The sequence below is a fragment of the Hymenobacter sp. genome (assembly GCF_036388155.1).
Taxonomy (GTDB): Bacteria; Bacteroidota; Bacteroidia; order Cytophagales; family Hymenobacteraceae; genus Hymenobacter.
The window spans coordinates 1-13,700 of sequence record NZ_DASVSI010000144.1; the positions used below are offsets into that span (position 1 = coordinate 1).

Consider the following 13,700-nt stretch of genomic DNA (forward strand, 5'->3'; position numbering starts at 1 on the left):
ATCTCGCGTATGGTAGTAATCCAATCGACAGGATTAGCTACACAGTCGAGATGCTTCGGCTGCGCGGACACCAGATGAGCATGACGTTCTGGTTTTACGTGCTAGCGTGTCTTCTGAGTAAGCGGCCCGGCTGGCGGCGCAGCTTTATTAACGAGTCCGAACTGGCAGGTCTTCCAGCTGCGCGTAGCTGAGTTTCCAGGCTTTGTCGGCGCCTTTTTTCCAAAGGAAGATGTAGTTGCCTTCGCCGATGCTGCCGGGCTGGCCGGGCGCGGGGGGCAACACGTCGACCGAGAACGTACCGGCTTCGTAGGCGGTGTTGGCGTCGGTGGAGGAGCTTACTACGCTGGTTTTTAAGCTGCTAATAGTGGGCATGGTCTCGTTCACCCATTTCTGGGAAACTTCGCCCTTGCCTTTCCAGTGCACGCTGCCTTGCACGAAGCTCACGTCTTCGGCGAGCAGGTTGCTGACTTTGCCGGAGTCTTTGTTGTTCCAAGCACCAATAAACTCTTGGTTGAGGCTCTGAATGTTCACCGCTTCGTCCGCTTTGGTGCAAGAAGTAAGCGTAGCGGCCACGAGCAAACTATACAGGAGGGCTTTCATGATTCGAAAGAAAAGGTAAAAAGAAAGTAAAAGTATTCGGCTTCAGCAAGTAGTGCTATACAGCCCAGAATGCATAAACCCCGAGCACGAGGCCCGGGGCTTAGCAGTCAAGCGTTTCGGGCAATTACCAGCTCTTGCGACGGTACTCCGAAGTCCCGTAAGGATGCGCAGCGTTGCCGTAAGCGTCGTTGGGCAAATAGGCGGCGCTGGAGGCCGCGTTCGAAGCTACTAGGCTGTTAACCGGCATGGCCGTGGCTTGGGCGCTGGCAGCGTTGGACTTTTTGCTGGCGTTGGCACGGGCAATGGCGCGGCGGTACTCAGCTTCGCGGGCAGCGGCGGCGCGGTTGGCGGCCGCAATGCGGGCCCGCTCCTTCTGCTTGTTGTCGATGTGTTTGCCCACACCGTAGCCGATGGCGCCACCGGCCACGCCGCCGACAATACCGCCCACGGGGCGGTTGCGCTTGTTGATGATGGCACCGGCGGCGGCCCCGCCCAGACCGCCGATTACGGCGCCTTTGGCTTGCGGGCTCCAGCCTTTGCGGTCCTGGGCCTGAACCGAAGGAGTGCTGAAAAAGGCGCTGAGCAGCACCAACAGGCTGAGGATATATGGGAGCTTTTTCATGACGTGAAAGTTGATAAATTGAACGGATGGAATCGGCTGTGCTGGTTGGAAAGACAATTAGCGTGCCATCAACCCCATCCTGTTGGCCATCCTAACGGTGGCGCTTATCCAAAGTTGGCCGCAGCCCGACGAACCGGGTTAAAAACTCGTCCAACCCTGTGCCTGCAACGGCACAGCCTGGCCGGCCTTGGTCACCAAATTGGCACCGTCTGCCTTTTCGGTGAGGTGGCCGATGATGGTGATGTCGGGGTGGTTCTTGAGTTTGTCGTGGTCGGTCACCGGCACGGTGAAGAGCAGCTCGTAGTCTTCGCCTCCGTTGAGGGCACAGGTGATGGGGTCGAGGTTGAATTCTGCGGCGGCTTCCAGCGACGGGTTGGCCAGGGGCAGAAACTCGGTAAACACCCGGGCCCCGGTGCCGCTGGCGGCGCACAAATGCAGCACTTCCGACGCCAACCCGTCCGAAATATCAATCATGCTGGTGGGCCGGATGCCGCGCTCCCGCAGCTCGTGCACAATGTCGAGCCGGGCTTCGGGGCGGAGTTGGCGCTGCACCACGTATTCGTAGTTGGCCAGTTCGGGCTGCATTTCGGGGTCGGCCAGGAAGGCTTGCTTTTCGCGTTCCAGCACTTGCAGGCCCAGAAACGCGCCGCCCAGGTCGCCGGTCACGCAGAGCAAGTCGGTGGGCTTGCCCCCGCTGCGGCGCACCGCCTGGCCGGCCGGTGCCTCGCCCAGCACGGTCACGGCCAGCGTGAGGCCGCCGCGGCTGGCGGTGGTGTCGCCGCCCACCAGGTCCACGTTGTAAGCCTCGCAGGCCAGGCGCATGCCCGCGTACAGCTCCTCAATGGCCTCCACGGTAAAGCGCGTCCCCGCCGACACGCCCACCACCAGTTGCGTGGGCAGCGCGTTCATGGCCGCCACGTCCGACACGTTCACGGCAATGGCTTTGTAGCCCAAGTGGCGCAAGGGGCAAAACGATAAGTCAAAATGAATGCCCTCCACCAGCAGGTCAGTGGTCATCACCACCTCATTACCCGGCGTGGGGGCAATAATGGCCGCGTCGTCGCCGATGCCGAGCACTGTGCCAGGCTGGCGCGTGCTGGTGCCTTCCTGCAAACGTCGGATGAGGGCAAATTCGCCAATGGCGGTAAGAGGCGTCAGGTTAGCCATAATCAATGAAACAAATGAATGGAGTAGGGCCAGCTACGTTGGCCGGGCCGCAAAAGTACGCCCGTAGAATAAGCAGGGAAGTGTGCAGCAGTTCGTGTACACACGTTTCACCCTTGCCCCTGCCGAGTACGACCCGGCAGGAATGAGACGCCTCGCAGGCAAGAAGCTCCGATTCCGCTTAGCAGGAAGGGCTTTTTGCTCACTTCACTGGCCACACGCCCTAGCTAACATCAGAACAGAGTAGAGACGCCTACTTGCGTCTCGTCGTCGAACGATGACACTTACGGAACCCAAACGGCGCGGCCGACAAGACGCAAGTAGGCGTTTCTACCCCAGGAGAGCGAAAACGTAGTCTCCCGCCCCTTCTTCGTCACACTCAAAAAGAGCAGCTCAGTGCCTTAAGCGCCAGCCAACCGGATAGCAACCGACAACTTTAGCCAGCTTTTGACATCCCAGACCAGCCGCAAACCAGCCCCGGTTAATCGCATGACTACCAACAATCAGTCAGGCAGTAGGAGCCGCCATATTCCTGCAACCTTAATTTGCTAACGAGCGTTAGCAAGTATATCTTTGCTACTGCCAATGTCCACTGCTGCCTCCCTCCGTCCTCGCAAAGCGCAGATTGACCGTACCGCCACGGCCTTGTTTCGGTCGCGGGGTTTTGCGGCCACCAGCATGCGCGAGCTTGCCACTGCGCTGGGCCTAGAGGCTGGCAGCTTGTATTCGCACATTAAGTCCAAGGAAGAAATTCTGCACCGGGTGTGCTTTGGCTTGGCCGAAACTTTTTTTGCCGCCTTTGCGGCGGCCACCGAAGCGACGGAAGCCTCCATTACGACGCAGCTGCGCCAGGCCATTGAAGCCCACGTGCGGGTGCTCACCCAGGACAGTGCGGCCTCAACCGTGTTTCTGCACGAATGGCGCCACCTGAGCGAGCCGGCCCGCACCGAGTTTCTGGCGTTGCGCGACCGTTACGAAGCCAGTTTCCGCGGCCTCATCCAGCGGGGCATCGCCGCCGGCGAACTGCACGCGCCCGATGCTGCCTTTGCCGCGCTTACGCTGCTGGCCAGCCTCAACTGGCTGCCGAGCTGGTACCGCCCCGACGGCCGGCTGACCCCCGAAGAAATAGCCCATCGCCTGGCCGACCAACTACTGGGAGGGCTCATTTTCACTGGGTGAATGAGCGAATGGGGCGAATAAGTGAATATTTTTCACTCTCTTCCCCGACGCCTACTCACTCATTCTTCCATTCACTCATTCACCTATTGTATCATGTACGGTTCCGCCAGCACCCACGACCTGCCGACCACTGCCGCCACCGGCCTGGAAAACGAAGACCCCATTCTGTTGGCCGAGTTTGAGGCCCGCATCGGGCGGGGCGAAAAGATTGAGCCGGGCGACTGGATGCCGGCCCTCTACCGCAAGCAGCTCACCCGCATGATTGAGCAGCACGCGCACTCCGAAATCATCGGCTCGCTGCCCGAGGGCACCTGGATTACGCGGGCGCCGGGCTTCCGCCGCAAAATGGCCCAGATGGCCAAGGTGCAGGACGAAGTGGGCCACGCGCAGTTGCTGTACTCGGCGGCCGAGACCCTGGGCAAAACCCGCGAGCAAATGCTCACCGACCTCATCAACGGCAAGAGCAAATACTCTAACGTATTCAATTACCCCACGCCTACTTGGGCTGACTCGAACGTCATTTCCTGGCTGATTGATGCCGGCGCCATCGTCAACCAGCTGGCCAACGCCAAGGGCAGCTACGGCCCGTATTGCCGTGCCCTTGACCGGATTTGTGCCGAAGAAGCTTTTCACCTGAAGTACGGGCACGACGCCGTGGTGCACATGGCCACCGGCACGCCCATTCAGCGCAAGATGATGCAGGAGGCCCTCAACCGCTGGTGGCCGGCCATCATGACCTTCTTCGGCCCTTCGGATAAGATGTCGGTGCACACCGAAATCCTGATGCGCTGGAAGGTAAAAATGGCCAGCAACGACGAATGCCGCAACCAATTCCTGGACATGTACGTGCCCAAAATCTGGGAAATCGGCCTGACCTTGCCCGACCCCAACCTGCGCAAAAACGAGGAAACCGGCCAGTGGGAATTCACCGAGCCCGACTGGGAAGACTTCAAGCGCGTGATTAATGGCGACGGTCCCTGCAACGCCGAACGCATTGCCGTACGCCGCGCGGCCGAAGAAAACGGGGCTTGGGTGCGCCGCGCCCTACTCACGCCCAAAACGCAGTACGTAAAACCGTTAGCCTAATTTTTGTCATCCTCATCTGGCGTCATGATTAATTCCCACGACCCGCGCATGAACCGGCTGGGGCTGCCCGATACGCCCGCCACTGTTGCCGCTAAAGACGCGCTCGACCAGTTCGGCACTTACGAGGTGTTTCACCAGAAGAAGGAAGGCGCGCCGTTTGTGTACGTCGGGCCGGTGCACGCGCCGGAAGCCGACGTGGCTTTTCTGTTTGCCAAGGAGCAGTACAGCCGGCGTTTTGCCTGCACGGGCCTGTGGGTAGTGCCGACCGCGGCCATTACGGTGACGGCCTACGTGGGCGACCAAGAGTCGGCCTATGACACCTTGCCGTTGGTTCCGAAGTCAGGCGGTGCCGCGCTTGCGGAACCGGCCGACGATACCGCCGCCGAGGAAGCCGCTTATGCCGCGGGCGAAGAGGACTACGACATTTTTCACCTCAAAAAGCGCGGCAAAGCCCACCAGCACGTGGGTAAGGTGCGCGCTGCTTCGGCCGCCAAGGCGCTGCAGGTGGCCAAGGCCGTGTTCGGCGAGCAGCGCCCGGTGGTGAATGTGTGGGCCGTGCGCGCCGCCGACTTCCTGCGCTCCAACGACGAGGACCGCGACATCTGGGCCACCACGCCGGATAAAAAGTACCGCGACGCCATCGCCTACAAAGTGCAGGACCGCATTGAAAAATTTAAATCAGCGGGTCTTGGGAACTTGGGGACTTAGGGGCTTGGCTCTCCTGCCTCCGGCCCCTCACTCCCCTTTTTTTCAACATCGCCGCTATGTTTCCCGATTCCCAAGTCCCTCAGTCCCCAAGTCCCCAAGACCCGAAACTCGACCTGCTATACCGCCTGGCCGATGACCAGCTCATCCTGGGCCACCGCAACTCGGAATGGAACGGCCTGGGGCCGATTCTGGAAGAAGACATTGCCTTTTCGAGCATGGCCCAGGACAAACTAGGCCACAGCCTGACGCTGTACACGCTGCTGCACGAGCTGGGCGAAGCCGAGCCCGACACCGTGGCCTTCACCCGCAATGCGCCGCAGTTCCACTGCTGCCAGCTGGTGGAGCTGCCCATTGGCGAGTACGACTTCAGCCTGACCCGCCATTTCCTGTTCGACCACGCCGAGCTGCTGCGATTCGAGGCGCTGGCCGGCAGCAGCTACGAGCCGCTGGCCCAAGTAGCCCGCAAGCTGCGCGGCGAGTTGAAATACCACGCCCTTCACGCCAACACGTGGATGAAGCGCCTGGGAACCGCCACCGACGAGGCCATTGAACGGATGCAGCGCTCGCTCAATTTCACCCTCCCCTACGCCCTGGGCGTTTTTGAGAAGACAGACGCCGAGGCGGAAATCATTAGCTCGGGCCTGTTTATTGGCGAGGACGAGCTGCGCGGCCGCTGGCTGGAAAGTATCAGCAAGGTGCTGAACCAAACGGCGCTGGAAATGCCGGACCTGGCCACACTCACTCCCGTGACGGGAGGCCGGCACGGGCAGCACACCGAGCACCTGCAGCCGCTGCTGGATGAAATGGCCGAGGTATTTCGGCTGGACCCTACGGCTGATTGGTAGGCCCTTGCATCATGGACAAAGCCCAAATCCTCGACTGGCTGCAAGCCGTGAAGGACCCCGAGATTCCCACCATTTCGCTCATTGACTTGGGCGTGGTGCGGGGCGTGGAGGTGGACGAGGCCACGGGAGCCGTGCGGGTGCACCTCACGCCCACGTTTGCGGGGTGCCCGGCCATGGACTACATGAAGCGCGACGTAGAGCGCACTCTGCTGGCCCACGGCGTGCCCTCGGTGGAAGTGGACATCAGCATGCGCGAGGCGTGGACGTCGGACATGCTGACCGAGGCGGGGCGGCAGGCTTTGCGCCAGCACAAGCTGTCGCCGCCGCCGGTGCTCGGCAACCAGGTGCTCGACCTCGATTTTCTGGAATACGCGGAGTGCCCCAATTGCCACGGCAACAATACAGAGCTGCGCACGCCGTTTGGGGCTACGCTGTGCCGCGCCGTGCACTATTGCCACGACTGCCGACAGCTGTTCGAGCAGTTCAAACCGGTGTAGCTTTGCCGAACCTGCTGGCTTCCTTTTGTGTTTTTTCCGCATGAGCAAATTCTTTGTTTCCCCCGCCAAATCGGTGGTTATTGCCCTGTTGGCGCTGACTGCCTGCGCGGCTTCCTGCAAGCGCGACGGCGCCAAAACACCTTCTTCCAATCCAGCTTCGGCCGCTGCGGTGAAAGCTCAACTCGACATTTTGCGGGATTCCGTGGACGTGAAATGGCGCAACATGACGGAGAGTGACGACCAGAAAATTGGCGTGACCCGGCTGCTGCTGCGCGAATTGAACGGCAAACCCGGCATGAACCCCGCCCAGCTTCAAGGCCTGGAGCGCGCCAATGCCCGCCTCAAAGCGCGCCGCTACACCCAGCAAACCATGGCCACTTCGGAGCTAATTGACCAGTACGACGCCGCCCAGGACTCCCTGCTGCACGCCCTTTACCCCGTGGCGGCACCCAACGGCAACGCGCCCACGGAAAATGCCCGCAACTTCGTGGAGGGCCTGCAGCAGCTCGACGCCGGCGTAGTGGGCTTCCGGGTGCAGTACGACCGCGCCGCCCGCCAGTACAACGACTACCTGAAGCTGCACCAGCCGGAAGTGCAGTCGTTGGGGGGCAAATACGCGTCCTTGCAGCCCCTGCCGCTGTTCACGGTGCAGGTGCCGTAAGTTGCGTTGGTGGGGGTGCAACCCCGCGGGGAAGGTACCGGTCAACGCCGTAAGACCATCACCCCAACCCCACCAACCCTATGCGTCACCTTTTCGCTCTGCACACGTTTGCCCGTCTGGGCCTGGCAGCCACCTTTGGCCTCAGTGCCTGCAACGGCCAGGAAGAAGTAGCCCCAGACGAGCCCTGCGCCACCACAGCTACGGTGCGCTTCTGCTACGGCCTGACCACCATGTGCCCCACCCAGCACACCACCTTGGAGCTGAGCGACGGCACCCGCATTCGGCCCACCGGAAAAGTCTGGGAAGCGTATCTGCCTAAGCAGGTAGACGGGCAAGTGCTACGCGTGAGTTACGAGCCCGCCTCAAAGCCTACCAGTGGCGAGAATAACGTCAACTACGTGTCGCTTTCTTGCTTGGAACAGCAGGTGTTGCGCTGTGGCAACGAGTAAACAGCCATTCTCACCGCTCGTTGTTGCATAGGCTTGCCATGGGGCAAGGTCCGCAGTAAGCAGCTGAGCATTAGCCATTAAATATGAAGACGAGCTTGGAATGAACGAGTATTTGTGTATCTTACACTAACAAATTCTCATCCTCAACCCATTCGTTCTTCGCCCCATGCACACCTCGACTACCTTTTTCCGTCGGCTATTGCCGGCGCTGTTGCTCGCCAGCCTCGCGCTCGCCTCGTGTGGCGAAGACTGCAAAGAAGACGACCCTAAGCCTTCGTCGTCCAAATCCAAGCAGCAAGACCGTTGCCCCACCCCTCCTGCACCAAGCGGCAATTCGTAGCCCAAACCTCACCCCAAACAAAAACGGCCGGCATACTTGCCGGCCGTTTTTGTTTGGGAAAGCAAGCGTTTACAACGCCGCCATTTCCTCGCGCACGAAGTCGGCCAGGGCGCGCAGGTACTCGGTGCTGAAGTCGAAACGAATGCCGGCAGCGGCGTAAATCTGGCCGATGGGGGCAGTGTAGCCCAGCGCCAACGCGCGCTTGTAGGCCGCCAAGCCCTCGGCCGGGTTCTGGCGGTAGTTGCGCCACACGGCAATGGCCCCCAGCTGGGCCATGGCGTACTCGATGTAATAGAACGGCACTTCGTAGAGGTGCAGCTGCTTTTGCCAGAGGTAGGGCTTGAAGTTCTCAAGGCCCGTCCAGTCCACGGTGCGTTGGTTGAACTCGTCGAAAATGTCGGACCAGCACTTGTGGCGCTCGGCTTCGGTGTGGGTCGGGTTTTCGTACACCCAGTGCTGAAACTTGTCGATGGTGGCCACCCAGGGGAAAGTTTCCAGCACGCTTTCCAGATGCGTTTTCTTGGCCCGGCGCAGGTCGTCTTCGTTGGGGAAGAACACGTGCCACTGGTCCATGCTCATGAGCTCCATGCTCATGGAGGCCAGCTCGGCCACTTCGGACGGCGGGTGCTTGTCGGCGCCCAGCGGCAGGCCGCGGGTGAGGAAGCTGTGCACGGCGTGGCCGCCTTCGTGCAGCATGGTTACCACGTCGCGCAGCGAGCTGGTGGCGTTCATGAAGATGAAGGGGACGCCCGTTTCGTCCAGGGGGTAGTTGTAGCCGCCGGGGGCCTTGCCCTTGCGGCTTTCCAGGTCGAGGTGGCCCATCTGGCGCATGGTGCGCAGGCAGTCGCCGAGGTAGGAATCGAGGTTCTGGAAGACGGTGATGGTCTTGTCGAGCAGCTCTTCGCCGGTGCCGAAAGGCCGCAGCGGCGGCTGGCCGCTGGGGTCCACGTCGAGGTCCCAGGGGCGCAGGGCGGGCAGGTTCAGGTCTTGGCGGCGCTCCAGGTCGAAGTCGTCGATGAGGGGCACCACCGTCTCGCGGATGGCGCGGTGGAAGGCGAAGCAGTCCTGCGGGGTGTAGTCGAACCGGCCCAGGGCGGCAAACATGTAGTCGCGGAAGTTGGCAAATCCGGCGTTCAGGGCCACTTGGTGGCGCAGGCTTACCAGCTCGGTGAACAGCTTATCGAGCGAGCCCGCGTCCTGGATGCGGCGCTGCTGGATGGCGCGGTAGGCCGTTTCGCGCACGGCGCGGTCGGGGTTCTTGAGGCGGTCGGCGGCCTGGGGCAGGGTCAGCTCCTGGCCATCCAGGGTCACGTTCATGGCGCCCACCGTGGCGGCGTACTGCTGCTGCTTGGTGCTGATGTCGGTTTTGAGCGGGATGTTCTCGACGCGGTAAATCTCCGAAGCCCGGCGCACCGAGCGCAGGAACACGCCGTAGCGGCGCTCGTCCAGCCCGCCGAGGTGGGGTGAGGCCAGCATTTTCTCGTTGAGGGCGTGGTCGTAGGGCGCAACTTGGGGCTCCACTTCGTTCACGAAGTACTGGAAGGCTTCGGCGCGGGTGGCGTCTTGGGTGTCGCAGGTCATGCGAATGTAGCGCCAGGCCAGGTCTTCGCTGAGCACGGCTTCCAGCTCGGAGCGGTCAAGCAGCCAACGTTCCAGTTCGGCGGCGGTGTGCACGGGCCGGTGCTGCAATTCCTGGAAAAACGGCTCGATGGCCGCCCAGTCGGTCACGGTGAAATCTTCGGGCAGGTAGTGCCGCGGGGGTCGGCTCGTATCCGTGGCCGACTCGGCGGTAGGTTCAGCAAGTAGCATCATGAAGACAATGATAAGGTAAATACCCGTAGGTGTTGACGTGCCAGCAGCCTCTGCTTTAGCCACTCACAGCCGCACTGAACGATTCAATCGGCCAGCACCGGGTATTAAGAGGAAAAGGTACCCGCACCGGTTGGGCTTACCGAAACAGCTTGAATGGAAATGGCAGGAGCAATGGGAAGACTCGAAAAGTCCGGTTGATGTTGTCTTTTAATAACATTTTAACTTTTTTCTGCCGCGCCATGCCCGAGCCGGTGGGCAAGGGCCGCGCCCGGAAGCGCTTACCCAATTTCAATCACGACGTCGTCCGTCATGGGGTGGCCCACACAAGTTAGCACATAGCCCTGCTTCATCTCCGAATCGGACAATCCTTCGCGCTCGTCGAGGTGCACTTTGCCGCTCAGGCACTTGCCACGGCAGGCGGTGCACAGGCCCGCCTGGCAGGAATACGGCAAGTCGATGTCTTGGTCGAGGGCCGTTTCGAGGATGGTTTTGCCGGCGGGCACCTCGATAATGTAGTCGCTGCCTTCGTACTGAATGGTGACGCTGCGGGTAGCTTTGGTATCATCGGCAGGGTTGTCCGACACGTCGCCGTGGCCGTTGGGTTGGGCCGAGGCCACCTCGGCCGTGTCGGCGCTGGCCACGAAGCTCTCGCGCCGGATGCGGGCGTCGGGCACTTTCAAGAGGTCGAGGGCGGCGCGGGCTTCGGCCATCATGCCTTCCGGGCCGCAGAGGAAGTACTCGGCCTGCTCGGCCGGAAACTGGTGGCGCTGCTCCAGAATGCGCAGCAGCATGGTGCGGTTGAGGCGGCCGGTGTGGCGGTGCGCGCCGCCCGCCTTGAGGGGCTGGCTGTACACGTGCTCCACTTGCACGCGGCCGTTGGTGCGGGTTTCGAGGTCGGCGAGCTGCTGTTGAAAAATCACCGACTCCTCGTTGCGGTTGCCGTAAATGAGCAGCACGTGGCTGTTGGGCTCGGTGTTCACCACGGCTTTCAGGATGGACATGAGCGGCGTGATGCCGGAGCCCGCCCCGATGAGCACCAGCGAGCGAGCGGCCTTCGGGCTGGGGCTGAGGGTGAAATTGCCAAGGGGTTCCATTACTTCAATCTCCTGCCCTACCGCCACCGTGTCGAGCAAATAGTTGCTCACCAGGCCGCCCGGCACCCGCTTCACCGTCACGGACAGGCGCGGGGCCTCGTGGGGCGTGCTGCTGAGCGAGTAGGCGCGCCGTTCTTTTTTGCCGCCGGCCCCGCAGGGCACAATCAGGGTCAGGAACTGGCCTGGCCGGCTGGCAATGGGCGCCCGGTCGGGCCGCTCCAGGTGAATGGTGACAGAATCGGCGGTTTCCTGGGTCAGCGCAACAACGGTGAGGGTATGGTAACTCATGCGGGGGTAAAAGGGAGGGAATTTAACGTCTACGTAGGCACAGGGCCTGGCAGGTTGCTAAACGGTAGGAATGACAAAAAAGTGAACAAACTCGGCCGCAAAGCGCCGTGGCCTGCGCCGCAAAGGTAACTTGCCGCCGCGCCCGTGCCGGTCGCTAAACAGCAACTTGCTGCCACTGGTTGGGCCGCGCCCGCATTTTTCCGTCGACCCTGGTTTTTCATGTCTTTAGCCGCTCTCCTGCACCGTCACCAACTCGCTTTTGGCCCCGTATTGCCCGTCGACCTCAACGGCCCCGACGTCATTCGCCTCGACCTTACCGACAACAATGCCCTGGTGGCGGAAGCCGACCTGCGCGACACGGCGGCCTTCGAAGTCATCGTGAACGAGATGCTGGCGCGCGAGCAGGCGACCATCGGCGTGGGCGGCTACCTCGAAAACCGCGTCATCTACCGCCGCAGCCAGCACTTTGGCCCCGGCCAGGTGGAAGAAGCCCGGTCGTTGCACCTGGGCATAGACGTATGGATTGCGGCGGGCACTCCTCTGCTGGCGCCTCTGCCCGCCGTGGTGCACAGCCTGGCCGACAACGCCAATTTTGGCGATTACGGCATCACCGTCATTCTGGAGCACGAGCTCGAAGGCACCACGTTCTACAGCCTCTACGGCCACCTGAGCCGCAAAGAGTGGACGGCGCTGTACGTGGGTCAAAAGCTGGAAAAAGGGCAGGCTTTCGCCACTGTCGGCCCCTATCCCGAAAACGGCGACTGGCCGCCGCACCTGCATTTCCAGCTCATTACCGACCTGCAAGGCCGCGTGGGCGACTTTCCCGGGGTGGCCCGGCCCAGCGAACGGGCCATTTGGGCCGCCCTGTGCCCCGACCCGAATCTGGTGCTGCAATCGAAATACCTCTGAACCACGGATTCCTGCGGATTGGTCGGATTGCACGGATTTTGTGGACGGCACTGGGGCAATACCGAACATTGGTTAAAACGCCAAAGGCCACCCGAACGGGTGGCCTTTCTGGCATCTAAAGGAGGAGGAATCGTCCACAAAATCCGTGCAATCCGACCAATTCGCAGGAATCCGTGGTTCAGACATTAGTCGAACTTGATGGCTACCACCGGCTTGATGCGGGCGATGAGGTAGGTTGGAATCAGCACGGCTAACAACGAAGCGGCGAAGGTGGCGACGTTCATCAAAATCAGCATTCTGGGGTCCCAGGAGATGGGCACGCGGTCCATGTAGTAGTTCTCGGGGTCGAGGGGAATGACGTGGAAGAAGTACTGCACGGCGCAGAAGCCCACGGCAATCACATTGCCAATGAGCATGCCGCGCACCGTGAGCGACAGGCCCCGAAAGAAGAACATGCGCCGAATTTGGTTGTCGGTGGCGCCCAGAGCCTTCAGCACCCCAATCATGTTGGTGCGCTCCAGAATCATGATGAAAATGGTGGCCACCATGTTGAAGGTGGCAACGAAGATGATGAGAATTAAGAAGATGATGACGTTGCGGTTGAGCAGTTGCAGCCAATCGAATAGCTGGGCGTACTGGTCCGTGATTTTGTCAATCTTGAGGTCGTAGGGCAGCTGCTCGTAGAAGCTGTCGGCGGTGCGGTCGAGCGTTTGGAAGTCTTTCAGCACCACTTCCATGCCGCCCACCAGGGAGTCGGGCCACGCCGGCGAGTTCAGCTCCCGAATCTGGCGGATGTCGCCGATGACGTACACCTCGTCAAACTCATCCAAGCCCGTGGAATAGATGCCGCTGACCCGAAATTGGCGAATGCGCGGCGGGTTCTGGATGAAGTAGAACAGGGCCTTGTCGCCCACGTTCAGCCGCAGCTTATCAGCCACTTTGCGGGAAAGCAGCACGTCTTCGCCGGCCGCCGAGTCGGGGAAGCTCATGAACTTGCCGGCCACCAGGTTCTCGCGCATGGGCGAGCGGCCGTCGGTTTCGGCAATTCCTTTCAGCACCACGCCGAGCACCTCGTCCTTGGTTTTGATGATGGCGGTTTTCACGGCGAACGGCTGCGTCGACTTCACTTCGGGGAAATCGTGCAGCTGCGCTACCAGGGAGGGGCCGGCAATGGGGGCCACCTCCAGCGAATTATTGGTGTCGTAGCGCGAGATTTGCAGGTGCGCGCCAAACGAGAAAATTTTGTTTTGAATCTCGTTCCGAAACCCTTGCAGGATGGCAAAGGACACCACCATCACCGCCAACCCCATGGCTATGCTGATGATGGCTATTTTTGTGACCGACGACGTAAAGGAGCCGGAATCGGCTCCGCCGTCAATCTTCTGCGAAATGTAGCGGGCGACATTCATTATTCGACCGTAAAGCTACGTTTTGAACGGGTACCGG

15 protein-coding genes are annotated in these 13,700 nt (G+C 61.0%); 9 read left to right on the forward strand and 6 right to left on the reverse strand.

Features of this window, described 5'->3' with window-relative positions; translation table 11 throughout:
* Positions 1–147 precede the first annotated feature (147 nt).
* From VF629_RS20085 to thiL, 3 genes are all read right to left on the reverse strand, one after another.
* Positions 148–600 carry a nuclear transport factor 2 family protein gene (locus VF629_RS20085; protein ID WP_331060293.1) on the reverse strand — a complete coding sequence of 151 codons (453 nt, stop codon included), beginning with the start codon at positions 598–600 and terminating at the stop codon, positions 148–150.
* A gap of 124 nt (positions 601–724) precedes the next feature.
* Complete coding sequence (locus tag VF629_RS20090; protein ID WP_331060294.1) at positions 725–1,222, reverse strand: YMGG-like glycine zipper-containing protein; 498 nt, start codon at positions 1,220–1,222, stop codon at positions 725–727.
* Between the two features lie 138 nt (positions 1,223–1,360).
* The gene (gene thiL, locus VF629_RS20095) at positions 1,361–2,389 is read right to left on the reverse strand and encodes a thiamine-phosphate kinase (protein WP_331060295.1); all 1,029 of its coding nucleotides are present in this window, start codon (positions 2,387–2,389) and stop codon (positions 1,361–1,363) included.
* Between the two features lie 582 nt (positions 2,390–2,971).
* On the opposite strand from thiL, the gene VF629_RS20100 reads away from it, so the two are divergent.
* The 8 genes from VF629_RS20100 (at position 2,972) to VF629_RS20135 (ending at position 8,151) form a co-directional block, all read left to right on the forward strand.
* A complete protein-coding gene (locus VF629_RS20100) occupies positions 2,972–3,565 on the forward strand; it encodes a TetR/AcrR family transcriptional regulator (RefSeq protein ID WP_331060296.1) in 594 nt (197 codons plus the stop codon).
* A gap of 93 nt (positions 3,566–3,658) precedes the next feature.
* Positions 3,659–4,651, forward strand: coding sequence for a 1,2-phenylacetyl-CoA epoxidase subunit PaaA (paaA, locus tag VF629_RS20105; protein ID WP_331060297.1), 993 nt, complete (start codon positions 3,659–3,661; stop codon positions 4,649–4,651).
* Between the two features lie 24 nt (positions 4,652–4,675).
* Entirely contained in the window at positions 4,676–5,359 is a 684-nt protein-coding gene (locus tag VF629_RS20110) for a phenylacetic acid degradation b (RefSeq protein ID WP_331060298.1), read from the forward strand.
* Between the two features lie 56 nt (positions 5,360–5,415).
* A complete protein-coding gene (gene paaC / locus VF629_RS20115; protein ID WP_331060299.1) occupies positions 5,416–6,204 on the forward strand; it encodes a 1,2-phenylacetyl-CoA epoxidase subunit PaaC in 789 nt (262 codons plus the stop codon).
* Between the two features lie 11 nt (positions 6,205–6,215).
* The gene (gene paaD / locus VF629_RS20120; RefSeq protein ID WP_331060300.1) at positions 6,216–6,701 is read left to right on the forward strand and encodes a 1,2-phenylacetyl-CoA epoxidase subunit PaaD; all 486 of its coding nucleotides are present in this window, start codon (positions 6,216–6,218) and stop codon (positions 6,699–6,701) included.
* Positions 6,702–6,741: 40 nt separating this feature from the next.
* The gene (locus VF629_RS20125) at positions 6,742–7,362 is read left to right on the forward strand and encodes a hypothetical protein (protein WP_331060301.1); all 621 of its coding nucleotides are present in this window, start codon (positions 6,742–6,744) and stop codon (positions 7,360–7,362) included.
* 80 nt (positions 7,363–7,442) lie between these two features.
* Positions 7,443–7,811 (forward strand): hypothetical protein, encoded by a 369-nt coding sequence (locus VF629_RS20130; RefSeq protein WP_331060302.1) that lies wholly within the window; start codon positions 7,443–7,445, stop codon positions 7,809–7,811.
* Between the two features lie 166 nt (positions 7,812–7,977).
* A complete protein-coding gene (locus tag VF629_RS20135) occupies positions 7,978–8,151 on the forward strand; it encodes a hypothetical protein (protein WP_331060303.1) in 174 nt (57 codons plus the stop codon).
* 69 nt (positions 8,152–8,220) lie between these two features.
* Here the strand turns inward: VF629_RS20135 and VF629_RS20140 are convergent, their stop codons facing one another.
* Positions 8,221–9,963 (reverse strand): M3 family oligoendopeptidase, encoded by a 1,743-nt coding sequence (locus tag VF629_RS20140; RefSeq protein ID WP_331060304.1) that lies wholly within the window; start codon positions 9,961–9,963, stop codon positions 8,221–8,223.
* Between the two features lie 278 nt (positions 9,964–10,241).
* A complete protein-coding gene (locus VF629_RS20145; protein WP_331060305.1) occupies positions 10,242–11,345 on the reverse strand; it encodes a ferredoxin--NADP reductase in 1,104 nt (367 codons plus the stop codon).
* A gap of 219 nt (positions 11,346–11,564) precedes the next feature.
* On the opposite strand from VF629_RS20145, the gene VF629_RS20150 reads away from it, so the two are divergent.
* Positions 11,565–12,254, forward strand: coding sequence for a peptidoglycan DD-metalloendopeptidase family protein (locus VF629_RS20150; protein WP_331060306.1), 690 nt, complete (start codon positions 11,565–11,567; stop codon positions 12,252–12,254).
* 185 nt (positions 12,255–12,439) lie between these two features.
* Here VF629_RS20150 and VF629_RS20155 read toward each other — a convergent pair whose 3' ends face one another.
* Entirely contained in the window at positions 12,440–13,663 is a 1,224-nt protein-coding gene (locus VF629_RS20155) for an ABC transporter permease (RefSeq protein ID WP_331060307.1), read from the reverse strand.
* Positions 13,664–13,700: the final 37 nt, after the last annotated feature.